This window comes from Streptomyces achromogenes subsp. achromogenes (assembly GCF_000720835.1).
GTDB classification, from domain to species: domain Bacteria; phylum Actinomycetota; class Actinomycetes; order Streptomycetales; family Streptomycetaceae; genus Streptomyces; species Streptomyces achromogenes.
The window spans coordinates 176,801-201,596 of the sequence record NZ_JODT01000015.1; the positions used below are offsets into that span (position 1 = coordinate 176,801).

Here is a 24,796-nt window from a genome sequence, read left to right on the forward strand (position 1 = left end):
CCGCGCGGCCCCGGTCTGCCGGTGGGCGGTCGCCTGTGACCGGCCGTTGTGATGCGTTCCGGCCGGTGCCCCAGGAGGCCGTCGGCTGTGCGGGTGGGCGCCGGTGAGCGGTGCCGGGCGGGCTTATGCCGGTGCCGGGCGGGCTCGCGCGGGCGGCGGTGGGTGGTGTTGCCGCCGCCCGTCCGTGCGTGTGGGGGCTCAGGGGCGTCCCCGCTGTCCTCTCAGGTGCTCGGCGACCGGCTTGAGCGCCTTGTCCAGTTCCATCAGCGCGTCCGGCGACAGCAGGTCGATGAAGTGCCGGCGCACCGAGGCCACGTGATGCGGGGCGACCTTCCGCATCATCTCCATGCCGTGGTCCGTGAGCACGGCGTACAGCCCCCGCCGGTCGGTGTCACAGTTCTCGCGGCGGACCAGGTGGGCGTTCTCCATGCGCGTGATCTGGTGCGAGAGCCGGCTCTTGGACTGAAGGGTCGCGGAGGCCAGGTCGCTCATCCGCATCCGTACGTCCTCCGACTCGGACAGGTTCACCAGGATCTCGTAGTCGTTCATTGTCAGGCCGAACGGCTGCAGATCCTTTTCGAGCTGGTACGTCAACAGCCTGTTGACCTCCAGGTGGGTGCGCCAAGCGCACTGCTCCGCATCGGTCAGCCAGCGCGTGGCCGTCTCGGTCTCCATGAATGAAGTCTACCTAAGAAGTTGAATGGCGAACTAACTTGGGCGGTGTGACGTGCGCACGCGTTCGACGTCACACTCCGCAGACTACCGCTCACAGCCCGAAGCGACGCTGGAGGTCTCCCAGCTGTCCGGGAAGGCGCGGTGCACCCGACGATTGCGGACCGTGTCCGCCCGGTGTCATTCCGCCACCTCCCGGGACCCCGGGTTCGGGCGGAACCGCCCCCGTCGCCACCTCGGCCATGAGGGTCTCGGTCGACTGCAGCAGGACCGTCCCCGCGCCGACGAACTCGAACTGGTGCTCCTCGCCGGAGACCCCGCCGAAGCCCGTCATCGCACGTAGACCGCCCAGTACACCCGTCAGGTACCCATGGTCGTAGTGATGGCACGGGGACGGGCAGTCGGCCCACCCGACGAGCGCCTGCGGGTCCACCCGGATCGGAGGTTCCACGAACACCACCGGACCGTTTGATGCGGCTACAAACTTTCCGGTTCCGATAAGGGTCAGAAATCCCGGGACGATCGACTGTTTGAGCGCCAGACTTGGCTGAAAAGCGAGCAGATTGCCCGCGCGAATGGTCAAGTTCCCGTCGTCCAGGTCGTAGGAGTTGACGTCGAACGCCCGGTCGGCCAGCAGCATCTTCCCCGAGCCCTCCGCCACGACCCAGTCGCTCGCGTGCAGTGGCGAATGAAACGACGTACGGACAAGCCGGTCGAGTCGCCCATGCCCGATGCCGTTGAACTCGATCGACCCGTAGTAGGCGATCATCTTGCCCTTCTGCAGGAACCACTGGGCGCTCTTCAGCTCCACGCAGAAGGTGTACGCGTTGACGTTGTCGTCGGCGGGCAGCGACAGCGGGTCGTGCACGACCGGTCCGGCGCCCGGGGTTCCGTAGGTGCTCACAGCTTCTCCTCCGACGCCTGGACGTACACCGTGCCGTTGCCGCTCAGCTCCAGCTGGAAGGCCTCGCCGGAGCCGCGGCCCACCATGTCGCGCCAGCCGAGCGCGGTGGACAGCCTGTTGCGGAGCTCGCCGTGATGGGCGACGTACGCCTGCGGGTCGACATGGACCGGGCGCTGCGGGGTGACCGGGACCTCGAAGACGCCGCCGTGTGCCATCACCGCCACCGAGCCGTGCCCCTGGAGCGTGGTCGTGAACAGGCCCTGCCCGGTGGCCTGCCCGCGCACCAGGCCCATCACCCCGCCCTGGGCGCCCAGGAACATCGTGCCCTGCCGCAGGGTGCCCTCGAAGGCGAGCAGCCGGTCGGCCTCCACATAGAGCGTGTCACCGGAGAGGGTGATCACATGGACGTGGTGGCCGCCGTGCCCGAAGAAGACCGTGCCGCTGCCCTCGACGGTCATCAGCGGGGTCGCCTCGCCGGCCACCCGGCGCCCGATCATGGACATCAGCCCGCCCTGGCCGCCCTGGATGTTGGGCGTGAAGGACACGTCCCCGCGGTAGGCGAGCATCGCGCCGCGCTGACTGAACAGCCGCTGCCCCGGCGCCACGGTCGCCTCCACCATCTTGGAGTTGATCTCCCGGAAGGTCATCACACGTCCCCCGCGATCGTGGTCCGCTCGCTCGGCTGCACGTACACCAGCCCGTCGCCCTCGAAGCGGATCTGGAAGGCCTCGCCGCCGCCCTCTCCGAGGAACGTGCGGAAGGTCACACCGGACTGGAAGGACTGCCGGACATCACCCTGGTGGGCGACATAGGCGCCCGGGTCGACGGTCAGCGGATACTGCGGGGTCACCCGGAGGACGACCGCCGGGCCGTCGGAGAGGATCGCCGCCTGCCCGTGTCCCTCCACGGTCGTCGTGAACAGGCCGTTGCCCTGGGAGGCGCCGCGCACCCCGGTGAACGTCGTGCCCGTGCGCAGTGCCGCGTCCGTCGCCAGCAGATTGCCCGCCTCGACGTAGAGCTTGTCCCCCTGGAGGGAGACCAGGTTGATCTCGGACGCCCGGTCCGCGAACCAGCACGTCCCCTGCCCTTTCACCTCCATCACCGTCATCTGCTCGCCGGTGAGCCGCCGGGTCACCATCCCCCGCAGCCCCTCGCCGCCGCCGCTCAGCTTCTTGAAGGCCATCTGCCCGTCGTACGCGACCATCGAGCCGTTCTTCGCCTTCACGGCATCCCCGGTCATGTCGACGGCGAGCACCTTGCTGCCCTGGAGTCGGAACATCGCCACGGTGCGAAACTAGCGGCGGCGCGGGTGGACGGAACAGGGCCCACGGGTGGAAACCCACCCTGAGCCGACCCCTAGGGGCGCGGTTTGCCACAATGGGGGAACGCTTGTGCGTGCGTTCACAAACCGGTTCCGCCGCCGGCTCGGTCCGGCACGCGCCGGCTCGCACAAACCGGCAGTCCGTAACCGGCAGACCGTCGTCGACCCTCCCACCGAAGGTGACCCGTGGACATCAAGACCGCCACCGCCCTCCGCCGCCTCCGCCTGGTCTCGGCCCCGGAGGCCGTGTCCTTCCTGATCCTGCTCGTGTGCTCGGTGCTGAAGCGGACCACGGACTTCGACGCGGTCCCCGTGATGGGAGCGATCCACGGCGTCCTCTTCGTCCTGTACGTGATCTTCTGGGCGGACGCCTGGAACCGCACCAAGTGGCCCCTGAAGACGGCCGCCCTCTACTTCGTCCTGTCGGTGCTGCCCACCGGCGGCTTCTTCGCCGAGCGCAAGCTGCGCCGCGAGGCCGAGGACGCCGTCATCGCCGCCCGCGCCCGCAAGGAAGGGGTCGTGAACGCATGATCGTCGCCTTCTCCGTGACGCCCCTCGGCGTCGGCGAGGACGTGGGCGAGTACGTCGCCGACGCCGTGCGCGTGGTCCGCGAGTCGGGCCTGCCCCACCGCACCGACGCCATGTTCACCTCCATCGAGGGCGAATGGGACGAGGTGATGGACGTCGTCAGGCGCGCCGTCGCCGCCGTGGAGGCCCGCGCCCCGCGCGTGTCGCTCGTCCTCAAGGCCGACATCCGCCCCGGCGTGACCGACGGGCTCACCAGCAAGGTGGAGACCGTCGAGCGGTACCTCGCCCAGTAGCGCGACCCGCCTCCGCGAAACCCCGGTCCCGCTGGGCCGGGGTTTTCGCGTCCCCGATATTTGAGCGATCGCTCAAAGGCGTGTACGTTCGCGCCAGACGTTTTGAGCAGTCGCTCAAACACCGCGCCCACGTGGGGGAACACATGGGTCTCTACATAGAGACGCACATCCGCGCCGACCTCGACGAGCTGTGGGCGCGCACCCAGGACCCCGCCCGGCACCAACGCTGGGACCTGCGCTTCACCGAGATCGACTACCTCCCGCGCGCGGAAGGCGAACCGCAGCGCTTCCGGTACGCCGCGCGCGTGCTGCCGTTCCTCACGGTCTCCGGCACCGGTGTCGCCGCCGGTGAGAAGGAACGCGCCGACGGCACCCGCACCTCCGCCCTGCGCTTCGCCTCCCCGCACCCCCTCTCCCTCATCGCCGAGGGCAGCGGCTACTGGCGCTACGTGCCCGACGCCCACGGCGTCCGCTTCCTCACCGGCTACGACTACCGCCCGCGCTGGGGTCTCGTCGGCGCCCTCGCCGACCGCCTGCTGTTCCGGCCCCTCATGGGCTGGGCGACCGCCTGGTCCTTCGACCGGCTCCGACTCTGGCTGGAGCGGGGCATCACCCCGGAGCGGGCGCGCCGCAACTGGCTCGCCGAACTCGCCGTCCGGGCCCTGGTCCTCGCCCTCTGCCTGACCGTGCTCGCCCACGGATCGCCCCCCGGCCTGCCCGGCCCCTTCACCGACGCGACGGCCTACCTGTGCCCGCTGCTGCTCGTACCCGGCGTCTTCCTCGCCCTGTTCAAGGCGCCCCTCGCCGGCACCCCGGCCGCCCGCCGCTGCCTGCGCGCCCCCACCACCCGCACGCGCACGCCGAGCCTGCTGAAGGCGCTGGAGAAACGCGGATGACGCGCCCCGGAGACCGCGACGACGTCCGGAGAGGCACGGATTCCGCGCCCGCGGAAGCACGATCCCGTGCCCGGCGAAGCACGGACAGGTCCCCGGAGAAGCACGGATCACACACCGGGCGAAGCGCGGATCACGCTCCCGGAGAAGCGCGGATCACATCCCCCGCGAAGCGCACCCCGGACAAACGCCGACACGCACCCACGACGCCCCTGGAGAAGTGAAGCACCGATGACCTCGATCTTCCGCACCGCGATGGGCCCCGCCTTCGACCGCCTCCACCCCGCCCTGCGCCGCCGCTTCTCCGTCGGCCTGACCAGCGGCGAGGCATGCACCGGCCGGGGCGTGATGGACCGGATCTGGCACGGACCGGCGTTCGTGAAGCCGTTCCTCGCCCTCGGCGGCACCCGTAACATCCTCGTCCCACGGGCCGGCCGGAACGTCCCCTTCATGATCGAGAACGTGCCGTACACCGACGGCTTCGGCCGTGAGACGGTGAGCTTCGTGCGCACCTTCGACCTGCCCGGCCGGCCCCGCCGCTTCGACGCGCAGATGGTCCTCGGCCCCAGCGGCGACCGCGTCCTGGACTACCTCGGCACCCACCAGCACCTCGCCACCGATCTGCACTTCCACGCCGAACCCGACGGCTCCCTGCTCATCCGCTCCGGAACACACCGGTTCCGGGAGGGCCCGGTGGACCTCCGCGTCCCCGACCTCGTCGGCGCCACCGCCGAGGTGCGCGAGTCCTACGACGACACCACCGGCCGTTTCCGTATCCGGGTGCGCGTGGTCAACCGGTACTTCGGGCCGCTCTTCGGCTACGAGGGCTCCTTCACCGCCTCGTACACCGGCATCCGCGGCTGCGGCGTACGGCCCGGGCTGCGCCCGGTGCGGGAGGAGGCGCGCGCATGAGCCCGGAGACCGCGAGGTCCCAGGAGACCAAGACCCGACTGCTGGAGGGCGCCCTGCGCACCCTCACCGAACAGGGCATCGCCAAGACCTCGGCCCGTACGGTGGCCGCGGCGGCCGGAGTCAACCAGGCGCTGGTCTTCTACCACTTCGGATCCGTGGACGAACTGCTCGCCGCGGCCTGCCGGTACGGAGCGGAGCAGGCGGTGGCCCGCTACCGGGAGCGGCTCGCCGAGGTCGGCACGCTCTCCGAGCTCCTGACCGTCGGCCGCGAGATCCACGAGCGCGAGCGGGCCGGGGGCCATGTCGCCCTGCTCGGCCAGCTGCTGGCCGGCGCCCCGACCCACCCCGGCCTGGGCCCGGCCACCGCCGCCGGGCTCGATCTGTGGATCACCGAGATCGAACAGGTGCTCCGCCGGGTCCTGGCGGCGACACCGTTCGGCGAGTTCACCGACCCGGCGGGGCTGGCGCGCGCGGTCGCCGCGTCCTTCGTCGGGATCGAGCTGTACGAAGGGGTGGACGAGGCCGGGGCCGGGGCGGCGCTGGACGCGCTGGAGCAGCTGGGGGCCCTGGTCGCCGCGGTGGAGTCCCTGGGCCCGGTCGCCCAGCGCGCCGTACGGCACCAGCTGCGGCGGCGGACCCAGTAGCGGGGGCCGGCGGGGTGCGGCGGGGGGGGCGGGCGTGTCACGACGGTTGCCCGCGCCCCTCCCGTCCCGGGGCCGTCACCCTCCCGTCGCCGGCGCTCGCCGGGGCCCGGCTGCGTCCCCCGGTCCGCGAACGCGCCGTGCTGCCGCTGCTCTGCCTCACCCTGCTGCCGTACCTCGGCTTCGCCCTGCGCCCCGGGCTCACCGGCTCCCTGCTGCTCCTGGTGCTGTCCGGGCTGGACCAGTGGGTCGTGCGGGCGGTGCCCGAGGAACCGCGCGGGCGGGCCATGACCGGGCTGATGACGGTCCAGGGCGCGGGCATGGCGCCGGCCGGGCCGGCGGCGCAGGCGGTGGGGGTGCGGGCCGCCGTCACGGGCACCGGCGCGCTCGGCACCCTGTGCTGCCGTGCGCTCGCCCTGCGCGCCCGGGCCGAACGGCCGGTGACCGAAAGCCGAGACAGGGCTGACCGGCATATGACCGGCCGGTAGGGTCTGATGACGTGCCCAAGCCTCTCAGCCTTCCGTTCGACCCCATCGCCCGCGCCGACGAGCTGTGGAAGCAGCGATGGGGAAACGTGCCGTCCATGGCCGCGATCACCTCCATCATGCGGGCCCAGCAGATCCTGCTCGCGGAGGTCGACGCGGTGGTCAAGCCGTACGGGCTGACGTTCGCCCGCTACGAGGCGCTCGTCCTGCTCACCTTCTCCAAGGCCGGTGAGCTGCCGATGTCCAAGATCGGCGAGCGGCTGATGGTGCATCCCACGTCCGTGACGAACACCGTGGACCGGCTGGTGAAGTCCGGGCTGGTGGCCAAGCGCCCCAACCCCAACGACGGCCGGGGCACGCTCGCCGTCATCACCGACAAGGGCCGCGAGGTGGTCGACGCGGCCACCCGGGACCTGATGGCCATGGACTTCGGGCTCGGCGTGTACGACGCGGAGGAGTGCCGCGAGATCTTCGCGATGTTCCGCCCGCTGCGGATCGCCGCACACGACTTCACGGAGGAGTGACCCGGGACAAGATCTCCCGGAACGGGTGGTTACGCTCGACTCCATGAAAAAGAGCGTGCTGACCCGCTACCGCGTCCTGGCCTACACCACCGGTGTCCTGCTGGTGCTGCTGTGCCTGAGCATGATCGCGAAGTACGGGCTGGACATGAACGGCGCCGCCGACTTCACGCGGGTCGTCGCCATCGCCCACGGCTGGCTGTACGTCGTCTACCTGGTCTTCGCCTTCGACCTGGGCTCCAAGGCGAAGTGGCCGGTCGGCAAGCAGCTGTGGGTGCTGATCGCGGGCACGATTCCCACGGCCGCTTTCTTCGTCGAGCGCAGGATCAGCCGCGAGCTGGAGGCCAAGGTCGCCGGGCAGGCGCCGGCCGTCGCCGAGGCGTAGCGACACCGCCGTACGGATGCCGTGCGGCGGTCTGCCATCGACATTTACTAGGACGTCCAAGTAAATTCGAGGGTATGGACGCTCACGCCATCGAGGAGGGCCGCCGCCGCTGGCAGGCCCGTTACGACGCCGCGCGCAAGCGGGACGCGGACTTCACCACACTCTCCGGTGACCCCGTGGAACCGGTGTACGGTCCCCGGCCGGGTGACACGTACGAGGGATTCGAGCGGATCGGCTGGCCCGGGGAGTACCCCTTCACGCGCGGGCTCCATCCGACCGGCTACCGGGGACGCACCTGGACCATCCGCCAGTTCGCCGGCTTCGGCAACGCCGAGCAGACCAACGAGCGCTACAAGATGATCCTCGCGGCGGGCGGCGGAGGGCTGTCCGTCGCCTTCGACATGCCGACGCTCATGGGGCGCGACTCCGACGACCCGCGCTCGCTCGGCGAGGTCGGCCACTGCGGGGTCGCCATCGACTCGGCCGCCGACATGGAGGTGCTGTTCAAGGACATCCCGCTGGGGGAGGTGACCACCTCCATGACCATCAGCGGTCCGGCCGTGCCCGTCTTCTGCATGTACCTGGTCGCCGCCGAGCGGCAGGGCGTCGATCCGCGGGTGCTCAACGGAACCCTGCAGACGGACATCTTCAAGGAGTACATCGCGCAGAAGGAGTGGCTCTTCCAGCCGGAGCCCCATCTGCGGCTGATCGGCGACCTGATGGAGTACTGCGCGGCGGGCATCCCCGCGTACAAGCCGCTGTCGGTCTCCGGCTACCACATCCGGGAGGCCGGGGCCACGGCCGCGCAGGAGCTGGCGTACACCCTGGCCGACGGGTTCGGGTACGTCGAGCTGGGGCTCAGCCGCGGCCTGGACGTGGACGTGTTCGCGCCGGGGCTGTCCTTCTTCTTCGACGCGCACGTGGACTTCTTCGAGGAGATCGCCAAGTTCCGCGCGGCCCGGCGTATCTGGGCGCGGTGGATGCGGGACGTGTACGGGGCGCAGAGCGACAAGGCGCAGTGGCTCCGGTTCCACACCCAGACGGCCGGTGTGTCGCTGACCGCGCAGCAGCCGTACAACAACGTGGTGCGTACGGCCGTGGAGGCGCTGGCCGCCGTGCTCGGCGGGACGAACTCGCTGCACACCAACGCCCTGGACGAGACCCTGGCGCTGCCCAGCGAGCAGGCCGCGGAGATCGCGCTGCGCACCCAGCAGGTGCTGATGGAGGAGACCGGGGTCGCCAATGTGGCCGACCCGCTGGGCGGCTCCTGGTACGTCGAGCAGCTGACGGACCGGATCGAGGCGGACGCGGAGAAGATATTCGAGCAGATCAAGGAGCGGGGCCTCAGGGCTCACCCGGACGGGCGTCACCCGATCGGGCCCATCACCTCCGGGATTCTGCGCGGTATAGAGGACGGCTGGTTCACCGGCGAGATAGCCGAGTCCGCCTTCCGCTACCAGCAGGCGCTGGAGAAGGGCGACAAGAGGGTGGTGGGCGTCAACGTCCACACCGGGTCGGTGACCGGCGACCTGGAGATCCTGCGGGTCAGCCACGAGGTGGAGCGCGAGCAGGTGCGGGTCCTCGCCGAGCGCAAGGCCGCCCGCGACGAGGCGGCCGTGCGCGCCGCCCTCGACGGCATGCTGGCGGCGGCCCGCTCCGGGGCCAACATGATCGAGCCGATGCTGGACGCCGTGCGCGCCGAGGCCACCCTGGGCGAGATCTGCGGGGTGCTGCGGGACGAGTGGGGGGTCTACACCGAGCCGGCCGGCTTCTGACCGGACCACCGACGCGCCGCCCGCCGGGGAGTGTCCCGGCGGGCGGCGCGCTGGTGCCGGGGGTATCCCTAGGGCGTGCGGGCCGCTCCCACCAGGCCCAGCAGCAGGATCCGGATGAAGCTGTGGACCCACTCCTCGTCGGCCGGTTTGCCGCTGACCAGGGTGCGGTGGACCACCGCGCCCGCGACCATGTCGAAGATCAGGTCGACCGTGCGGGCGGCCTGCTCGGGGTCCGGCTCCGGGGGGAGTTCGCCGCGGTGCTGGGCGCGGGCGCGGCCCTGGAGGACCAGGCGCATCTGCCGGTCCACTATCGAGGCGCGGATGCGTTCGCGCAGCGCGTCGTCGCGGGTGGACTCGGCGACGACCGCCATCAGCCCGCTCCGGGCCTCCGGGCGCGCGAGGATGGCCGCGAACTGCAGGACCACGCCCTCGATGTCGGCGGCGAGGCTGCCGAGGTCGGGGAGCTCCAGCTCGTCGAAGAGTTCCGCGACGGCGTCCACGACCAGTTCGTTCTTGCCGGCCCAGCGGCGGTACAGGGTCGTCTTGGCAACCCCGGCCCGCGTCGCGACGTCCGACAGGGTGAGCTTGGACCAGCCCAGCTCGACCAGAGCCTCCCGGGTCGCGGCCAGGATCGCGGTGTCCGCGGCGGCGCTGCGCGGGCGTCCGGTACGGCTGGCGGGGGTGCGGCTCTGCATTCCCCGACCATAACCGGCGGGTCCCGGGGGGCCGTGAGGGAGATCACCGGGGTGTGGTGTCGCGCGACGCCCTCGTGGCATTACGCTACGACTCGTAGCGAAAGCTCGTGAGGGACGTACACGGGCGATGGCCACAAGGCGCGGGTGGGGACCCGGCGCCACACCACGCTTTTTCACTCAGGCGCCGGCTCGGGGGAGGATAGACGCATGCAGCCACGGAACATGTCCATGAGCGGTGTCGTCGACCTCGCCGCCGTGAAGGCGGCCCAGGAGGCCAAGGCCAAGGCCGAGCAGGCGCGCGCCGAAGCCGCCCGGCAGGGCGGGACGGGGGCCGTCTCCCCGGCCGATCTCGTCATCGACGTCGATGAGGCAGGGTTCGAGCGGGACGTCCTGCAGCGCTCCGCCGAAGTCCCCGTCGTCATCGACTTCTGGGCCGAGTGGTGTCAGCCCTGCAAACAGCTGAGCCCGGTCCTGGAGCGGCTGGCCGTCGAGTACAACGGGCGCTTCCTCCTCGCCAAGATCGACGTCGACGCCAACCAGATGCTGATGCAGCAGTTCGGGATCCAGGGCATCCCGGCCGTCTTCGCCGTCGTCGCGGGCCAGGCGCTCCCGCTGTTCCAGGGCGCGGCCGGCGAGCAGCAGATCCGCGAGACCCTGGACCAGCTGGTGGCGGTGGCCGAGCAGCGCTTCGGGCTGACCGGTCTGACCGTCGACCCGGAGGCCGAGCCGGGCGGTGCGCCGACGGCCGCGCCGGCCGAGGGCCCGTACGACGCGGCGCTGAACGCCGCCGCCCAGGCGCTGGACGCGGGCGACCTCGACGGGGCCGTGCGGGCGTACCAGAACGTGCTGGCCGACGACCCGGCCCACCCGGAGGCCAAGCTGGGCCTGGCGCAGGCCGAGTTGCTCCGGCGGGTGCAGGGCATGGACCCGCAGAAGGTCCGTCAGGAAGCCGCCGAGAAGCCCAAGGACGCGCAGGCGCAGATCGCCGCCGCCGACCTGGATCTGGTGGGCGGTCATGTCGAGGACGCCTTCAGCCGGCTGATCGACACCGTGCAGCGCACGGCGGGTGACGACCGGGACGCCGTACGGCGCCGGCTGCTGGAGCTGTTCGAGGTCGTGGGCCCGGAGGACCCGCGGGTCGTGGCGGCCCGCCGGGCCCTCGCACGCGCCCTTTTCTGAGGGGCGGTACCCGGCCACGGCTTGTGATGCCGTGGTGAAAGATTCTCCGCCAAGGCGACATGGCGGCCGCGCTTTACCAAATCTTGGGAAACGTGGCCGCTGTTACTCCGAGTAAACTGAGGCCGTTGGTCTGTCTGGATTCGTCCAGGGATCAACGGCTTTGCTCTGCCCAGCGGTGCCACCGTACGTCGCGCTCCGAGACCGGTAGGTCGTCCTCCGGTTATCTCGCCGTTACTAGCCAGTAACGAACCCCCTTGTGTCCGGGCCGAGAATGCACCACGATCGGCCACGCTCGGTCCCTTCCCGCACCCCGGCAGCCGGCCGGGTCACGGGGCAATCTGGGTCCCCACCGAGCGGGGCCGGCGGCAGTGGCGCCGGGTCCAGGGCAGGGGGGTCTTCGCCACCCCGGCGAAGCCTGTCCAGCAAGGTTGTGCGTGATGTGTGTCAGGCGCGACCCAGTGGTTGTCGCTCGGGGGTGATCGCCGGTGATTCGGGCGCGCAGTGCGCCGCCGAGTGCGGGCGCTCTCCTTTCCGAGGACGTAGCACTTCTCCCATCCCTGCCCGGCTGAGCCGCCGACCGAGGGCGAGTCCGGGCCAGGAGATGTACGTCCGAGAAGGAGGAAATATGGAGTCCCAGGTGCGTGGCGGGACCAGATGGAAGCGGTTCGCTGTGGTCATGGTGCCCAGCGTGGCCGCTACAGCCGCGATAGGTGTCGCCCTCGCGCAGGGCGCTCTCGCGGCTTCGTTCAGTGTGTCGGGGCAGGAGTTCAAGGTCCGGGCCGGCCAGCTTGAAGGCCATGGCTTCACCCAGTACGGCGCGGTCGACACGGGCAAGTCCCTCGACGGCAGCAAGGACGAGGCGCACCCGGTGGCGGTTTCGGCCTTCAACACGGCCGAGATCACCGACATGTGCCAGTCCGTGGTCACTCCGATTCCGTTCCTGAACAAGCAAGTCACCCTCAAGCTGACCGCGGGTGACAAGGGCAAGAAGGTGGAGGCGTCGCAGCTTTACATCGACGTCGCCAACCTCGATGCCAAGGAGGCCCTGTTCAAGGGGATGGACATCGGCGTCGCGGCCGGCAGTGCCACCAAGGGCCCTCGGCCCAATCCCGAGGAGTACAAGCAGAAGAAGGCCAGCCCCTTCGGGTTCGCGCAGCAGGCCGACACGGCCATCTTGACCGACGTGAAGCAGACGGCGTGGGCGACCACCGCCGGCACGTTCAAGCTGTCCAACCTGCACATGGGTCTGAGCTGGGGCAGCGGCGAGGGAATCGAGTGCTACTAGGCACACGATGACGGGCGGGGGAGCCACCGGTTTCCCCGCCCTCCCCTCACCCCTTGGCCTTCCCAGCCAGTACCACATCACCAGAGCAACGCCGCACCAGGGAGCTGTTGTCCATGAGCGCCGAGACTTCTGCCGCCGTACCCGGTCAGTTCACCCGCCGGAGGCTGCAGTTCCGCGCCTGGCGGGGCCGCCGCCCGTTCTGGGCGGGTCTGTACGTCATGCTCGGCGGCTTTCCGATCATGTACTTCCCGTACGCGCACATCAAGTTCGGTCAGCTCACGGTGGCGATGGCGACCACCGCGGGAGCGGGGTCCCTGATCATCGGCGTGCTCCTCGTCGTCCTGGGTCTGACCCTGTGGTTCCAGCAGCACGTGCGGGTCTTCGCCGGCGTCGCCGCGATCCTGCTGGCACTGGTGTCCCTCCCGGTCTCCAATTTCGGTGGCTTCATCATCGGCTTCCTGCTCTCGCTGTTCGGCGGTGCCATGGCGGTGTCCTGGGCGCCGGACAAGTCGGCGGGGCGGGCGGCGGCACCGGCCGACGGCGACGGTGCTCCTGAGGACGGGGGGTCAGGGACGGCCCACGGGGCGCAGGAATCGAACGACCTGTCAGGAACGATCCCGGCCAACGGGGCGAACGGGAGGCACAGTGCCGGCTGACGAGGTGACCCGCGGGAGTGACGTGGACGGGTCCCGCGCGAGATCCGGGCCCCGCCACGCGGCCCCCAGGAAGTCACTGTTCACCAGGTTCCACATGCCGGCCGGCAAGGCCATAGCGTCCGTGGCGATGCCGACGGCCGTGCTCATGGGCATGGGCCTCACGTCCACGCTGGCCCTCGCCGACAACAACGGCAACTCCTCTTCTTCCCCGACCCCGCACCCGTCCACCTCCGCGTCGGCCAAGGACCTGACGCGCGAGGAGTACGAGGCCTGCGTCAAGGCGCTGGACGAGGAAAAGGGCACGGACGAGGACAAGGACCCCGCTCAGTCGCCGTCGCCGTCCGCCTCGGACAAGGCGTCGGACGCGCCGGCACGGAAGAAGACCACCGGCAAAGAGAGCGAGAAGACGCGGGAGGAGGGCGGCACCTCTTCGTCGGATTCAGGTTCCGACGACAAGGCCACGCCCGACCCGACCGCGACCTCGGACCCCGCTCCCGCCGGACCGGACGCGGACGGCTCCGGCTCGTCCGGCACGGGTTCCGGCTCCTCCGGGTCGGACTCCGGTACGGCGGGCTCGGGTTCGGGCACCGGCGGTGACACGGACGCGCCGGCGGAGACCCGGGACGGGAACCTCCTGGACACCATCGGCGACACGGTCGGTGACATCCTCACCGGCGGCCGGGACAAGGGCGCCGGCACCTCCACGCAGACCGTGGACCCGGCTCCTACGGCGTCCCGGTCGCCCAAGGCCGAGAACTCCGGCACGGGCTCCGGCGGCGGCGCCGCCGAGGACACCGCCGGCGACACGGTCAAGGCGGCCGGTGACACGGTCAAGGCGGCCGGCGACACCGCCGGCACCGGGGCCGAGGCCGACGAGAAGGACACCACCGAGCCGGCCGGGGAGACGGCCCCGACCCCGTCGTCCAGCCCTTCGTCCACCCCGTCCGGCACCCCGTCGTCCAGCCCTTCGGGCACGCCGAGCCCGTCCGGGAGCGAGTCCGCCTCCGTCGAGGACTGCCCGGTGGCCACGGACGACGAGGGCGGCGTCGACAACACGGTGGCGGTGGCGAACGACCCCTGGTACCTGGACGCCAGCTCGCTGCTCCTCAAGGGCGCCGACTACCAGGGCGTCGTGGAGGTCAGGCGGGCGGACGGCACCACCAAGAAGGTGCTGAAGTACGTCATCTCCGACGGCACCGAGATCGGTGACCTGCACCAGACGGTCAAGGACAAGCAGGCGAACAAGACCTACCACGTCCAGGCCGCCAAGAATTCCAAGTCCACCATCACCGGAGGCGACACGGTGATGTACACCGAGAGCATCTCCGGGAACCTGTTCGGGCTGCTCCCGGTGACCTTCAGCCCCGACAGCCCGCCGCCGCTGAACATCCCGATCATCTACTTCACCCATGTCAAGGTGGTCCAGGCGGCCCAGTTCGGCGGCAATCTGCACATCCCTGGCATGCACATGTACACGACCGACTGAACGGTCGCACAAGCCGGTCCGGGAGCCGCACAAGGCCGAGGGCGCCCCCTGTCGCAGGGGGCGCCCTCGGTGTGTCGCCGGACCGGTGGGTCAGCTGCTCTGGTTGCCCAGGTGGTGGACGCGGAGCATGTTGGTGGTGCCGGGGACGCCGGGGGGCGAACCGGCGGTGATGATCACGGTGTCGCCCGCGTCGAACCGGCTCAGCTTGGCGACCTCCTGGTCCACCAGGTCGACCATCTCGTCCGTGGTGTTCACGAACGGCACGACGTGCGACTCGACGCCCCAGCTCAGGGTGAGCTGGTTGCGGGTCGCCTCGTCCGTGGTGAAGGCGATGATCGGCTGGGTGGCCCGGTAGCGGGACAGCCGGCGCGCGGTGTCACCGGACTTGGTGAACGCGATCAGGCCCTTGCCGCCGAGGAAGTCGGCGATCTCGCAGGCCGCGCGGGCCACCGAACCGCCCTGGGTGCGCGGCTTCTTGCCCGGCACCAGCGGCTGCAGACCCTTGGACAGCAGCTCCTGCTCGGCCGCGGTGACGATCTTCGACATGGTCTTGACCGTCTCGACCGGGTACGCGCCCACCGAGGACTCGGCCGACAGCATGACCGCGTCGGCTCCGTCCAGGATCGCGTTGGCCACGTCCGAGGCCTCGGCGCGGGTCGGCCGGGAGTTGGTGATCATCGACTCCATCATCTGGGTCGCGACGATCACCGGCTTGGCGTTGCGCCGGCACAGCTCGATCAGGCGCTTCTGCACCATGGGGACCTTCTCGAGCGGGTACTCGACGGCGAGGTCACCGCGGGCGACCATCACGGCGTCGAACGCCGCGACGACGTCCTCCATGTTCTCCACCGCCTGCGGCTTCTCCACCTTGGCGATGACGGGGACGCGGCGGCCCTCCTCGTCCATGACGCGGTGCACGTCCTGGATGTCCTTGGCGTCCCGGACGAAGGACAGCGCGACCATGTCGCAGCCCATGCGGAGGGCGAAGCGCAGGTCCTCGACGTCCTTCTCGCTCAGCGCGGGGACGTTCACGGCCGCGCCGGGCAGGTTGATGCCCTTGTGGTCGGAGACGACACCGCCCTCGATGACGATCGTCCGCACCCGCGGACCCTCGACGTCCAGGACCTTCAGCTCGACGTTGCCGTCGTTGATCAGGACCTGGTCGCCGCGCGAGACATCGCCCGGCAGCCCCTTGTACGTCGTACCGCAGATGTGCTTGTCGCCCGGCACGTCCTCGGTCGTGATGACGAACTCGTCACCGCGCTCCAGCTCGACCGGCCCCTCGGCGAAGGTCTCCAGACGGATCTTCGGGCCCTGGAGGTCGGCGAGGACGCCGATGGGGCGGCCGGTCTCCTTGGACGCGGCCCGGACGCGGTCGTACCGCGCCTGGTGCTCGGCGTGGGTGCCGTGGCTGAAGTTGAAGCGGGCTACGTTCATGCCCGCCTCGATCATGGCGACGAGCATCTCGTGGGAGTCGACCGCGGGGCCGAGAGTACAGACGATTTTCGAACGGCGCATGGGGCGATCCTATCGGTTTGTTTCGCTACGGAATATTCCGTCTGGCGGAAGATACAAATGAGTGCCACACCGCTCAGGTGCTATTCAGTTGTTCTTTCCGACCAGTGCGTAGGTCTGCGTCGCGATCTCCAGTTCTTCATCCGTCGGCACCACGGCGACCGCCACCCGGGCGGACTCCGGCGAAATCAGCCGGGCCCCGCCGCCGCGCACGGCGTTGCGCTCCGGGTCCACCGCCAGACCCAGGCCCTTGAGGCCCGCGACCGCCGCCTCCCGCACCGGAGCCGCGTTCTCTCCGACGCCGGCCGTGAAGGCCACCGCGTCCACGGTGCCGAGCACCGCGAAATAGGCGCCGATGTACTTCTTGATCCGGTGAATGTAAATGTCGAAGGCGAGCGCGGCCTCTTCGTCGCCCTCGTCGATCCGGCGGCGGATCTCCCGCATGTCGTTGTCCCCGCACAGACCGAACAGGCCGCTCCTCTTGTTGAGGAGAGTGTCGATCTCGTCCATGGACATATCGCCAACCCGGGCCAAATGGAAGATGACGGCAGGGTCCAGATCACCGGACCGCGTACCCATCACCAGCCCCTCCAAGGGCGTCAGTCCCATGGAGGTGTCCACACAGCGGCCCTTCTCCACGGCGGAGGCGGAGGCGCCGTTGCCCAGGTGCAGCACGATCACGTTGACCTCGGACGGGTCCTTGCCCAGCAGCCGCGCGGTCTCGCGGGAGACGTAGGCGTGCGAGGTGCCGTGGAAGCCGTAGCGGCGGATCCGGTGGCGGTCGGCGATCTTCGGGTCGATGGCGTAGCGCGCCGAGGACTCCGGCATCGTCGTGTGGAACGCGGTGTCGAAGACCGCCACCTGGGGCAGGTCCGGGCGGAGCGCCTGGGCGGTGCGGATGCCGGTGAGGTTGGCCGGGTTGTGCAGCGGGGCGACCGGGATCAGCCGCTCGATCTCGGTGAGCACCTCGTCGTCGATGACGGTGGGCTCGGTGAAGAACATCCCGCCGTGCACCACCCGGTGCCCGATGGCGGCCAGTTCGGGGGAGTCCAGGCCGAGGCCGTCACGGCTCAGCTCCTCGGCGACGGCCTTGAGGGCGGCCTCGTGGTCGGCGATGGGGCCGGTGTGCTCGCGGGTGTCGCCGCCGGTGAGGCAGGTGTGCTCGATCCGGGAGGTCTGCTCGCCGATCCGCTCGACCAGACCCACCGCGAGGCGGCTGCTGTCCCGCATGTCCAGCAGCTGGTACTTCAGCGACGAGGAGCCGGAGTTGAGGACGAGGACACGGGTGGGGGAGGTCACTGCTGGGACGCCTTCTCGGTGGGGGTGTGGGCGGGGGTCTGGGCCTGGATCGCCGTGATGGCGACCGTGTTGACGATGTCCTGGACGAGGGCGCCGCGGGACAGGTCGTTGACCGGCTTGCGCAGGCCCTGCAGGACCGGGCCGACGGCGATCGCGCCGGCCGAGCGCTGCACGGCCTTGTAGGTGTTGTTGCCTGTATTGAGGTCCGGGAAGATCAGAACCGTTGCCTGCCCGGCCACATCCGAGTCGGGCAGCTTGGTCGCCGCGACGGACGGCTCCACGGCCGCGTCGTACTGGATCGGGCCCTCGATCTTCAGGTCCGGCCGGCGCGAGCGGGCCAGCTCGGTGGCCTCGCGCACCTTGTCCACGTCGGCGCCCGAGCCGGAGGTGCCGGTGGAGTACGACAGCATCGCGATCCGCGGCTCCACGCCGAACCGGGCGGCGGTGGCCGCCGACTGGATGGCGATGTCCGCGAGCTGCTCGGCGTTGGGGTCCGGGTTGACCGCGCAGTCGCCGTAGACCAGCACCTTGTCGGCCAGGCACATGAAGAACACCGAGGAGACGATGGAGGCGTCCGGCCGGGTCTTGATGATCTCGAAGGCGGGCCGGATGGTGGCGGCCGTGGAGTGCACCGAGCCGGAGACCATGCCGTCGGCCAGGCCCTCCTGGACCATCAGCGTGCCGAAGTAGTTCACGTCGGAGACGACGTCGTAGGCCAGCTCGACGGTGACGCCCTTGTGGGCGCGCAGGGCCGCGTACTTCTCGGCGAAGGTGTCGCGCAGCGCGGAGGTGGCCGGGTCGATCAGCTGGGTGTCGCCGAGGTCGATGCCGAGGTCCGCGGCCTTCTTGCGGATCCGGTCCTCGGGGCCGAGCAGGGTCAGGTCGCACACGCCCCGGCGCAGCAGCACCTCGGCCGCGTGCAGCACCCGCTCCTCGGTGCCCTCCGGGAGCACCACCCGCCGCTTGTCGGAGCGGGCCTGCTCCAGCAGCTTGTGCTCGAACATCATCGGGGTGACCCGGTCGCTGCTCGGCGCCGAGACCCGGCGGGCCAGCTCGGCGGTGTCGACGTGGCGCTCGAACAGGCCGAGGGCGGTCTCCGCCTTGCGCGGGGTGGCCGCGTTCAGCTTGCCCTCCAGGGAGAACAGCTGCTCGGCGGTGGGGAAGCTGTTGCCGGACACCGACAGCACCGGGGTCCCGGGAGCGAGCCGGGCGGCCAGGGTGAGGATCTCGTCGCGCGGCACCTCGTTGAGCGTCAGCAGCACACCGGCTATCGGCGGGGTGCCGGCGCTGTGCGCGGCCAGCGAGCCCACGACCAGGTCGGCCCGGTCGCCGGGGGTGACCACCAGGCAGCCCGGGGTCAGGGCGCCCAGCAGGTTGGGCAGCATGGCGCCGCCGAAGACGAAGTCCATCGCGTCCCGGGCGAGGCCGGAGTCGTCGCCGAGCAGCACCCTGGCGTCCAGGGTCTGGGCGATCTGGGCGACCGTCGGCGCGGAGAGGGCGGGCTCGTCCGGGACCACGTAGCAGGGCACCGGCAGCCGGTTCGCCAGCCGCCCGGCGATCTCGTCGCGGTCCTCGCGGGCCACCCGGTTGGTGACCATGGCCAGCACGTCGCAGCCGAGCCCGTCGTAGGCGCGGTAGGCGTTGCGGGTCTCGGCCAGCACCGACTCGGCGGTCTGCTTGCGGCCGCCCACCACGGGGATGACCGAGGCGCCGAACTCGTTGGCGAGCCGGGCGTTCAGGGACAGCTCGTCCGGCAGCTGGGTGCCGGCGAAGTCGGTGCCGAGGACCAGGACCACGTCGTAGTCCCGGGCCACCCGGTGGAAGCGGTCGACGAGGGTGGCGACCAGCTCGTCCGCGCCCTGCTCGGCCTGGAGCGCGGACGCCTCCTGGTAGTCCATGCCGTAGACCGTCGCCGGGTCCTGCGCGAGGCGGTACCGGGCCCGCAGCAACTCGAACAGCCGATCGGGTCCGTCGTGGACGAGCGGACGGAAGACGCCCACCCGGTCGACCTGCCGGGTGAGGAGTTCCATGACCCCCAGCTCCACGACCTGGCGGCCGTCACCGCGGTCGATCCCGGTCACGTACACGCTGCGCGTCACGTGTCCACTCCGTTCCTCATGTCGCTTCTGTCGCCTCTTCGGCATAAAAATCGCCCACCGAGGTGAGCCGAACCCTCTTGACAATACCCCTGCTGACGGATAAGGCGCCCGTCAGGACTTCACCGCTCCGGCGGACGTGAAAGAATCGTCACTGGCTCACCGGCACACGACAGCGAGCAGGAGACACAGCACGATGCGCATCGGAGTTCTCACCGCAGGCGGCGACTGCCCCGGCCTGAACGCCGTGATCCGCTCGGTCGTGCACCGGGCGGTCGCCCAGTACGGGGACGAGGTCATCGGTTTCGAGGACGGCTACCGCGGCCTGCTCGACCGCCATTACCGGCCTCTCGACCTGGACGCGGTCAGCGGCATCCTGGCCCGCGGCGGCACCATCCTCGGCTCCTCCCGGCTGGAGCGCGACCGGCTGCGCGAGGCCTGCGAGGGCGCCGCGGACATGGTCGAGGAGTTCGGCATCGACGCGCTGATCCCGATCGGCGGCGAGGGCACCCTCACCGCGGCCCGCATGCTCTCCGACGCGGGCCTGCCGGTCGTCGGCGTACCGAAGACCATCGACAACGACATCTCCTCCACCGACCGCACCTTCGGCTTCGACACGGCCGTGGGCGTGGCCGCCGAGGCGATGGACCGCCTGAAGACCACCGCCGAGTCCCACCAGCGGGTGATGGTCGTGGAGGTCATGGGCCGGCACGCCGGCTGGATCGCCCTGGAGTCCGGCATGGCCGCCGGCGCCCACGGCATCTGCCTGCCCGAGCGGCCCTTCGACCCCGCCGACCTGGTCAAGATGGTCGAGGAGCGGTTCGCCCGCGGCAAGAAGTTCGCGGTCATCTGCGTCGCCGAGGGCGCCCACCCCGCCGAGGGCACCATGGACTACGGCAAGGGCGAGATCGACCAGTACGGCCACGAGCGCTTCCAGGGCATCGGCACCGCCCTCGCCTACGAGCTGGAGCGGCGCCTCGGCAAGGAGGCCAAGCCGGTCATCCTCGGCCATGTCCAGCGCGGCGGCGTCCCCACCCCCTACGACCGCGTCCTCGCCACCCGCTTCGGCTGGCACGCCGTCGAGGCCGCGCACCGCGGCGAGTTCGGCAGGATGACCGCGCTGCGCGGCACCGACATCGTGATGGTGCCGCTCGCGGAGGCCGTCACCGAGCTGAAGACGGTGCCGAAGGACCGCATGGACGAGGCCGAGTCGGTCTTCTAGGACCGGTCGCGGACACCGGAAACGGAACCGGCCGCGGTCGCCCGGAACCGGTCACGGTCCCGTCGGTCAGGCGGTCCCGTCCCGTCAGGCGGTCCGGTCCGTCACGGACCGCCAGAACGCCTCTACGATGGCGTCCAGGAACCGCTGCCCCGGTTCGCCGGCGCTCCGGCTGCCGCCGCCCCAGCCGAGGGTGGCGGCCATGTGCCCCTGGTAGTCTTGGTGCAGCTCCTGCAGGACCGGCTCCAGGACGTCCTTGTCCAGCGGCACCAGCTTCAGCAGCGGCCGCACATACGCCTGCCAGCGGGTCGTCACCGCGCTGCGCAGCAGCTCCGCCAGCTTCGCCTCGCGGCCGGTGACGGCGACGAAGTCGGGCAGCGCCAGCCGGAGGATCCGCGCGAGCGCGGCCGACTGGCGCTCGTTGCCCCGCCACACCCCGCTCTCCTCCGCCTTCAGGTACGCGCGCAGGTCCATGCCGACGGCGTGGGCGACGTCCTCGGGTGCCACGGACCGGGCGATGCGATGCTCGCGCAGGGTCCGCGGCCGGCTGATCAGCTCACCCGGGGAACACCACAACACGCCCGCCAGCGCGGTGAGTTCGGGGTTGCCGGGGGAGACCGTGCCGCGCTCCCAGGCGATCACGAGGTCAGGGGTGACGTACGACAGTCCGTACGAGACACGCATCCCGTGGGCGACGTGCTCGGGCCCCATGCCGAGCGCGGCGCGGAGCCTGCGGGCGGCCGGGGCGTCGAACGGGAGAGCCGGGGGGTTCGGTTGGGCTGAGGGTTGGCGCACCCCGCACAACGTAGGGGTGCGGAGGGGCTCTGACCACGGTCGGTTCCACCGAGATCACGGATCGTAGGAACGTACGGGGTGATCACCGGGTATGTCCAGGCACTCGGTGTCACCTCCCCGCACGGCGTCATCCCTTCACCGCCCCGCCCAGTGCGAAGCCGCCGCCCAGCCGCCGGGCCACCAGGACGTACAGCAGGATCACGGGCGTGGAGTAGAGCACGGAGAACGCGGCGAGCTGCCCGTAGGCGACCATGCCCCGGTTGCCGAAGAAGTCGTTGACGCTCACCGAGGCCGGCATCCGGTCCGGGCTGAGCAGCAGCATGAACGGGACGAAGAAGTTCCCCCACATCATCACGAACGAGAACACGGTGACCACGGCCAGCCCCGGCCCCATCAGCGGCAGCACGATCCGCACCAGCGACTGCGCGGCCGAGGCCCCGTCCGTCCAGGCCGCCTCCTCCAGCTCCTTCGGCACGCCGTCCATGAAGTTCTTCATCAGCCAGATGGCGAACGGGAGTTGGGAGGCGGCGAAGAAGAAGACGGTGCCTTGCAGGGTGTCGATCAGGTTCACCCGGACGAACAGGGCGTACACCGGCACCATGATCGCCGTGATGGGCAGGCTGGTCGCGAACAGGATGGTCAGCAGGAACGGCCGGTTCAGCCGGGAGGGGAACCGGGACAGCGGGTACGCGGCGAGGGCCGCGCAGCCGACGGTCAGCGCCGTGCCGCCCCCGCACAGCAGCAGGCTGTTGAGCAGCGGCGTGTAGGTGATGTCGGGGGTGAGGACCGCGCGGAAGTTGTCCAGGGTGAGCCCGTCCGGGATCCGTACCCGCAGGCCGGCGCCCGGGTCCACGGCGGACAGCAGCACCCAGGCCAGCGGCAGCGCGAAGGCGGCGGCCATGGCGAGCAGCGCGAGGTCGGCGGCGAGCCGCCGGGTGGCGCGCCGGCGGGAGGGACGGCGGCGGTAAGCGTGCCGGAGGGGCATCAGACCTCCGTCCGCAGCAGCCGCAGATAGACCACGGAGAACAGGGAGCCGACCAGCAGCAGGAGCAGCGCGACCGCCGTGCCGTACCCGATCATGCTGTTCTGGAAGGCCTGTTCGTACATGAACAGCGGCAGGGTCTGGCTGCGGCCGCCGGGCCCGCCCCGGGTCATCACCCAGATCAGCCCGAAGACGGAGAGCGTCTGGAGGGTGTTGAGCATCAGGTTGGTGCCGATGGAGCGGCGGATCATCGGCAGCGTGATGTGCCACAGCCGCCGCCAGCCGCCGGCCCCGTCCACCTCGGCGGCCTCGGTGATCTCGGCGGGGATCTCGTCCAGCGCGGCGGAGTAGACCAGCATCGAGAACGCCGTCCCGCGCCAGACGTTGGCGAAGGACACGGCGAGGATGGGCAGCGTGAACAGCCAGTTCTGCCGGGGCAGGCCCAGCCAGTCCAGGACGGCGTTCAGCGTGCCCTCGCGGCGGAAGAACGCGTACAGCAGGAACCCCGCCACCACCTCCGGCAGTACCCACGCGGTGATCACCACGCCGCCGGTGAGGGTGCGGACGGGTTTCGAGGCGCGCTTCATCAGGGCGGCCAGCGCGAGCCCGAGGGTGTTCTGCCCGACGAGCGAGGACAGCACCGTGAACACCAGGGTCAGCCATACGGCGTTCAGGAACGCGTCGTCCCGGAAGGCCCGGCGGAAGTTGGCGAGGCCGGTGAAGGAGGAGTGGGCCTGGCCGGTCAGCTGGAGGTCGGTGAAGGCGATCCAGACGCAGTAGGCGATGGGCCCGGCGAGGAAGAGCAGCAGCACGACCAGCGCGGGAACGAGCGGCAGGGTCCGGACGGCCGGGTGCGCGCGCCTCACTTGCGGACCACTCGGCCGCCGGTGACGTCCTCCACGGTGGCGTCGTAGCCGCGCGCCGCCTCCGCCACGGACAGGTCACCGGTCGTGACGCCCTCCATGGCCTCCTGGACGGCGGTCGACACCTTCGGGTACGCCGGGTACGCGGGCCGGTAGTGCGTGTGGGCCACCAGGCCGGTGAAGAACCGCAGGCCGGGCTGGGCGCCGGTGTAGGCGGGGTCCGCGGCGACGTCCTGGCGTACGGCGATGCCGGAGTTGGCGAGGTACCACTTGCGGGCGTTGTCCTTCGTCTGGAGCGTCTTGACGAAGTCGAAGGCGAGGCCGGGGTTGGCCGCCTTCGCCGGGACGGCCCAGGTCCAGCCGCCGGACATGCTCACCTTGCCGGGCGCCTGGCCGTGCTGGGTGGGCATGGCGGCGAGCCCCAGCTGCCGGGACCAGTCGGGCCACGCGTGCCCGGAGCCCGGCTGCCAGGTCTGCGGCAGCCAGGAGCCGTCGAGGGCGATGCCGAGCTTGCCCTGGGGGAGCAGTTCGCCGTTGACGGTGGTGTTGAAGTTCGGGTCGAGGGCGTCGGAGACGTCGGGGCCGAGCTTCTCCCGGTAGACGGTCTCCACGAACGCCAGCGCGTCCTTGAAGCCCCGGGACCCGACGACCCACTTGCCGGCGGTGTCGTCGTAGAGCGGATCGGAGGAGCCGTCGCCCGTGCCGTACAGGAGCATCTCGAAGCCCTGCATCGTGGCCCGTTCGCCCGCCGGTTTGCCGGTGTAGACGTTGAGCGGGATCACCCCGGGGACCTTGCGCTTGATGGTGCGGGCGGCGGCCAGGACGTCCTCCCAGTTCCGCGGCTGCCAGTCCCGCGGCAGGCCCGCCTTGCTGAACACCCGCCTGTCGAACCAGAGTCCGCGGGTGTCGGTGCCGTCCGGCACCCCGTACGTCTTGCCGTCCCGGCCCTTCGCCGCCGCCTTCGCGCTGCCGATGAACCGCCGCCAGTCCGGCCACTTGGCCAGATAGGCGTCGAGCGGCCTCAAGTACCCGCTGGTGATGTCGGAGTTGATGAGGAAGGTGTCCTCGTAGACCAGGTCCGGGGCGGTGCGCGGGGAGCGCAGCATCTGCTGGAGCTTGGTGTAGTACTCCGCGTCCGGCGCCTTGATCGGCACGAACTCCACCTTCTTGCCGGGGTGTTCGCGCTCGAACTGCTCCTTGACACCGGCCAGGTAGGTGTCCGCCACCTTGACGGAGTTGTCGGTGGACTGCTTGTACGACACCTTGACCGTGTCGGGGTCGCGGCCGCTGCCGCTGCCGCAGGAGGTGAGCGCGGTGACGGAGAGGGCGGCGGTGAGGAGGGCGGAGAGGGCGGCGGTGGGGCGCACGGGCATGACCTCCTGAGCGCACGTGGGGG

The 24,796-nt window shown here is 70.6% G+C and carries 26 protein-coding genes; 14 read left to right on the plus strand and 12 right to left on the minus strand.

Annotated features, from left to right (window positions below; all coding sequences use genetic code 11):
- Nucleotides 1-198: 198 nt before the first annotated feature.
- From IH25_RS0116920 to IH25_RS0116935, 4 genes are all read right to left on the minus strand, one after another.
- Complete coding sequence (locus IH25_RS0116920; protein WP_030610180.1) at nt 199-675, minus strand: MarR family winged helix-turn-helix transcriptional regulator; 477 nt, start codon at nt 673-675, stop codon at nt 199-201.
- A 91-nt stretch (nt 676-766) separates the two neighbouring features.
- On the minus strand, nt 767-1,576 hold the full coding sequence (locus IH25_RS0116925; RefSeq protein ID WP_030610183.1) for an AIM24 family protein: 810 nt from the start codon (nt 1,574-1,576) through the stop codon (nt 767-769).
- A complete protein-coding gene (locus tag IH25_RS0116930) occupies nt 1,573-2,223 on the minus strand; it encodes an AIM24 family protein (protein WP_030610186.1) in 651 nt (216 codons plus the stop codon). Before IH25_RS0116930 ends, IH25_RS0116925 begins: the two co-directional genes overlap by 4 nt.
- Entirely contained in the window at nt 2,223-2,855 is a 633-nt protein-coding gene (locus IH25_RS0116935) for an AIM24 family protein (protein WP_030610188.1), read from the minus strand. Before IH25_RS0116935 ends, IH25_RS0116930 begins: the two co-directional genes overlap by 1 nt.
- 228 nt (nt 2,856-3,083) lie before the next feature.
- Between IH25_RS0116935 and IH25_RS0116940 the strand changes: the two genes are divergently transcribed.
- From IH25_RS0116940 to IH25_RS0116980, 9 genes are all read left to right on the plus strand, one after another.
- Complete coding sequence (locus IH25_RS0116940) at nt 3,084-3,428, plus strand: DUF3817 domain-containing protein (protein ID WP_030610192.1); 345 nt, start codon at nt 3,084-3,086, stop codon at nt 3,426-3,428.
- Nucleotides 3,425-3,718, plus strand: a complete 294-nt coding sequence (locus IH25_RS0116945) for an MTH1187 family thiamine-binding protein (RefSeq protein WP_030610195.1) — start codon at nt 3,425-3,427, stop codon at nt 3,716-3,718. Before IH25_RS0116940 ends, IH25_RS0116945 begins: the two co-directional genes overlap by 4 nt.
- A gap of 143 nt (nt 3,719-3,861) precedes the next feature.
- Nucleotides 3,862-4,614 carry a hypothetical protein gene (locus IH25_RS0116950; protein WP_030610197.1) on the plus strand — a complete coding sequence of 251 codons (753 nt, stop codon included), beginning with the start codon at nt 3,862-3,864 and terminating at the stop codon, nt 4,612-4,614.
- Between the two features lie 228 nt (nt 4,615-4,842).
- Nucleotides 4,843-5,523, plus strand: coding sequence for a DUF4166 domain-containing protein (locus tag IH25_RS0116955; protein WP_030610200.1), 681 nt, complete (start codon nt 4,843-4,845; stop codon nt 5,521-5,523).
- Nucleotides 5,520-6,167 (plus strand): TetR/AcrR family transcriptional regulator, encoded by a 648-nt coding sequence (locus IH25_RS0116960; protein ID WP_030610203.1) that lies wholly within the window; start codon nt 5,520-5,522, stop codon nt 6,165-6,167. Before IH25_RS0116955 ends, IH25_RS0116960 begins: the two co-directional genes overlap by 4 nt.
- Before the next feature lie 137 nt (nt 6,168-6,304).
- On the plus strand, nt 6,305-6,652 hold the full coding sequence (locus IH25_RS37570) for a hypothetical protein (RefSeq protein WP_051753966.1): 348 nt from the start codon (nt 6,305-6,307) through the stop codon (nt 6,650-6,652).
- 11 nt (nt 6,653-6,663) lie between these two features.
- Nucleotides 6,664-7,173 carry a MarR family winged helix-turn-helix transcriptional regulator gene (locus tag IH25_RS0116970; protein ID WP_030610206.1) on the plus strand — a complete coding sequence of 170 codons (510 nt, stop codon included), beginning with the start codon at nt 6,664-6,666 and terminating at the stop codon, nt 7,171-7,173.
- Between the two features lie 43 nt (nt 7,174-7,216).
- Nucleotides 7,217-7,555: a DUF3817 domain-containing protein gene (locus IH25_RS0116975; RefSeq protein WP_030610209.1), complete on the plus strand. Its 339-nt coding sequence runs from the start codon at nt 7,217-7,219 to the stop codon at nt 7,553-7,555.
- 74 nt (nt 7,556-7,629) lie between these two features.
- Entirely contained in the window at nt 7,630-9,330 is a 1,701-nt protein-coding gene (locus IH25_RS0116980; RefSeq protein ID WP_030610212.1) for an acyl-CoA mutase large subunit family protein, read from the plus strand.
- A gap of 68 nt (nt 9,331-9,398) precedes the next feature.
- Here IH25_RS0116980 and IH25_RS0116985 read toward each other — a convergent pair whose 3' ends face one another.
- Nucleotides 9,399-10,025, minus strand: a complete 627-nt coding sequence (locus tag IH25_RS0116985) for a TetR/AcrR family transcriptional regulator (RefSeq protein ID WP_030610215.1) — start codon at nt 10,023-10,025, stop codon at nt 9,399-9,401.
- Between the two features lie 207 nt (nt 10,026-10,232).
- Here IH25_RS0116985 and IH25_RS0116990 point away from each other — a divergent pair, with 207 nt between their 5' ends.
- The 4 genes from IH25_RS0116990 (at nt 10,233) to IH25_RS0117005 (ending at nt 14,631) form a co-directional block, all read left to right on the plus strand.
- Nucleotides 10,233-11,204 carry a tetratricopeptide repeat protein gene (locus IH25_RS0116990; protein WP_030610218.1) on the plus strand — a complete coding sequence of 324 codons (972 nt, stop codon included), beginning with the start codon at nt 10,233-10,235 and terminating at the stop codon, nt 11,202-11,204.
- Between the two features lie 625 nt (nt 11,205-11,829).
- On the plus strand, nt 11,830-12,489 hold the full coding sequence (locus tag IH25_RS0116995; RefSeq protein WP_030610221.1) for a DUF6230 family protein: 660 nt from the start codon (nt 11,830-11,832) through the stop codon (nt 12,487-12,489).
- A 113-nt stretch (nt 12,490-12,602) separates the two neighbouring features.
- The gene (locus tag IH25_RS0117000) at nt 12,603-13,145 is read left to right on the plus strand and encodes a DUF6114 domain-containing protein (protein ID WP_030610222.1); all 543 of its coding nucleotides are present in this window, start codon (nt 12,603-12,605) and stop codon (nt 13,143-13,145) included.
- A 94-nt stretch (nt 13,146-13,239) separates the two neighbouring features.
- Entirely contained in the window at nt 13,240-14,631 is a 1,392-nt protein-coding gene (locus IH25_RS0117005; RefSeq protein WP_037655063.1) for a hypothetical protein, read from the plus strand.
- A gap of 90 nt (nt 14,632-14,721) precedes the next feature.
- Here the strand turns inward: IH25_RS0117005 and pyk are convergent, their stop codons facing one another.
- The 3 genes from pyk to pta all read right to left on the minus strand — a co-directional run bounded on the left by pyk (nt 14,722) and on the right by pta (nt 19,544).
- A complete protein-coding gene (gene pyk / locus IH25_RS0117010) occupies nt 14,722-16,149 on the minus strand; it encodes a pyruvate kinase (protein ID WP_030610229.1) in 1,428 nt (475 codons plus the stop codon).
- An 84-nt stretch (nt 16,150-16,233) separates the two neighbouring features.
- The gene (locus IH25_RS0117015) at nt 16,234-17,445 is read right to left on the minus strand and encodes an acetate kinase (protein ID WP_030610232.1); all 1,212 of its coding nucleotides are present in this window, start codon (nt 17,443-17,445) and stop codon (nt 16,234-16,236) included.
- Complete coding sequence (gene pta / locus IH25_RS0117020; RefSeq protein WP_030610235.1) at nt 17,442-19,544, minus strand: phosphate acetyltransferase; 2,103 nt, start codon at nt 19,542-19,544, stop codon at nt 17,442-17,444. The genes IH25_RS0117015 and pta overlap by 4 nt, the downstream gene beginning before the upstream one ends.
- Before the next feature lie 193 nt (nt 19,545-19,737).
- Here pta and IH25_RS0117025 point away from each other — a divergent pair, with 193 nt between their 5' ends.
- The gene (locus tag IH25_RS0117025; RefSeq protein WP_030610238.1) at nt 19,738-20,763 is read left to right on the plus strand and encodes an ATP-dependent 6-phosphofructokinase; all 1,026 of its coding nucleotides are present in this window, start codon (nt 19,738-19,740) and stop codon (nt 20,761-20,763) included.
- Nucleotides 20,764-20,847: 84 nt separating this feature from the next.
- Here the strand turns inward: IH25_RS0117025 and IH25_RS0117030 are convergent, their stop codons facing one another.
- The 4 genes from IH25_RS0117030 to IH25_RS0117045 all read right to left on the minus strand — a co-directional run bounded on the left by IH25_RS0117030 (nt 20,848) and on the right by IH25_RS0117045 (nt 24,773).
- On the minus strand, nt 20,848-21,555 hold the full coding sequence (locus IH25_RS0117030) for a hypothetical protein (RefSeq protein WP_030610242.1): 708 nt from the start codon (nt 21,553-21,555) through the stop codon (nt 20,848-20,850).
- A 127-nt stretch (nt 21,556-21,682) separates the two neighbouring features.
- Nucleotides 21,683-22,540 (minus strand): carbohydrate ABC transporter permease, encoded by an 858-nt coding sequence (locus IH25_RS0117035; RefSeq protein WP_030610245.1) that lies wholly within the window; start codon nt 22,538-22,540, stop codon nt 21,683-21,685.
- Nucleotides 22,540-23,403 (minus strand): carbohydrate ABC transporter permease, encoded by an 864-nt coding sequence (locus tag IH25_RS0117040; protein ID WP_030610249.1) that lies wholly within the window; start codon nt 23,401-23,403, stop codon nt 22,540-22,542. The genes IH25_RS0117035 and IH25_RS0117040 overlap by 1 nt, the downstream gene beginning before the upstream one ends.
- Nucleotides 23,400-24,773: an extracellular solute-binding protein gene (locus tag IH25_RS0117045; RefSeq protein WP_030610250.1), complete on the minus strand. Its 1,374-nt coding sequence runs from the start codon at nt 24,771-24,773 to the stop codon at nt 23,400-23,402. Before IH25_RS0117045 ends, IH25_RS0117040 begins: the two co-directional genes overlap by 4 nt.
- Nucleotides 24,774-24,796 lie beyond the last annotated feature (23 nt).

What these genes read in the sequence shown, in the direction of transcription:
- IH25_RS0116920 (WP_030610180.1), bottom strand. Translation starts at nt 675, where the DNA reads ATGGAGACCGAGACGGCCACGCGCTGGCTGACCGATGCGGAGCAGTGC.
- IH25_RS0116930 (WP_030610186.1), bottom strand. Translation starts at nt 2,223, where the DNA reads ATGACCTTCCGGGAGATCAACTCCAAGATGGTGGAGGCGACCGTGGCG.
- IH25_RS0116935 (WP_030610188.1), bottom strand. Translation starts at nt 2,855, where the DNA reads ATGTTCCGACTCCAGGGCAGCAAGGTGCTCGCCGTCGACATGACCGGG.
- IH25_RS0116945 (WP_030610195.1), top strand. Translation starts at nt 3,425, where the DNA reads ATGATCGTCGCCTTCTCCGTGACGCCCCTCGGCGTCGGCGAGGACGTG.
- IH25_RS0116950 (WP_030610197.1), top strand. Translation starts at nt 3,862, where the DNA reads ATGGGTCTCTACATAGAGACGCACATCCGCGCCGACCTCGACGAGCTG.
- IH25_RS0116955 (WP_030610200.1), top strand. Translation starts at nt 4,843, where the DNA reads ATGACCTCGATCTTCCGCACCGCGATGGGCCCCGCCTTCGACCGCCTC.
- IH25_RS0116960 (WP_030610203.1), top strand. Translation starts at nt 5,520, where the DNA reads ATGAGCCCGGAGACCGCGAGGTCCCAGGAGACCAAGACCCGACTGCTG.
- IH25_RS0116975 (WP_030610209.1), top strand. Translation starts at nt 7,217, where the DNA reads ATGAAAAAGAGCGTGCTGACCCGCTACCGCGTCCTGGCCTACACCACC.
- IH25_RS0116980 (WP_030610212.1), top strand. Translation starts at nt 7,630, where the DNA reads ATGGACGCTCACGCCATCGAGGAGGGCCGCCGCCGCTGGCAGGCCCGT.
- IH25_RS0116985 (WP_030610215.1), bottom strand. Translation starts at nt 10,025, where the DNA reads ATGCAGAGCCGCACCCCCGCCAGCCGTACCGGACGCCCGCGCAGCGCC.
- IH25_RS0116990 (WP_030610218.1), top strand. Translation starts at nt 10,233, where the DNA reads ATGCAGCCACGGAACATGTCCATGAGCGGTGTCGTCGACCTCGCCGCC.
- IH25_RS0116995 (WP_030610221.1), top strand. Translation starts at nt 11,830, where the DNA reads ATGGAGTCCCAGGTGCGTGGCGGGACCAGATGGAAGCGGTTCGCTGTG.
- IH25_RS0117000 (WP_030610222.1), top strand. Translation starts at nt 12,603, where the DNA reads ATGAGCGCCGAGACTTCTGCCGCCGTACCCGGTCAGTTCACCCGCCGG.
- IH25_RS0117005 (WP_037655063.1), top strand. Translation starts at nt 13,240, where the DNA reads ATGCCGGCCGGCAAGGCCATAGCGTCCGTGGCGATGCCGACGGCCGTG.
- pyk (WP_030610229.1), bottom strand. Translation starts at nt 16,149, where the DNA reads ATGCGCCGTTCGAAAATCGTCTGTACTCTCGGCCCCGCGGTCGACTCC.
- IH25_RS0117025 (WP_030610238.1), top strand. Translation starts at nt 19,738, where the DNA reads ATGCGCATCGGAGTTCTCACCGCAGGCGGCGACTGCCCCGGCCTGAAC.
- IH25_RS0117035 (WP_030610245.1), bottom strand. Translation starts at nt 22,540, where the DNA reads ATGCCCCTCCGGCACGCTTACCGCCGCCGTCCCTCCCGCCGGCGCGCC.
- IH25_RS0117045 (WP_030610250.1), bottom strand. Translation starts at nt 24,773, where the DNA reads ATGCCCGTGCGCCCCACCGCCGCCCTCTCCGCCCTCCTCACCGCCGCC.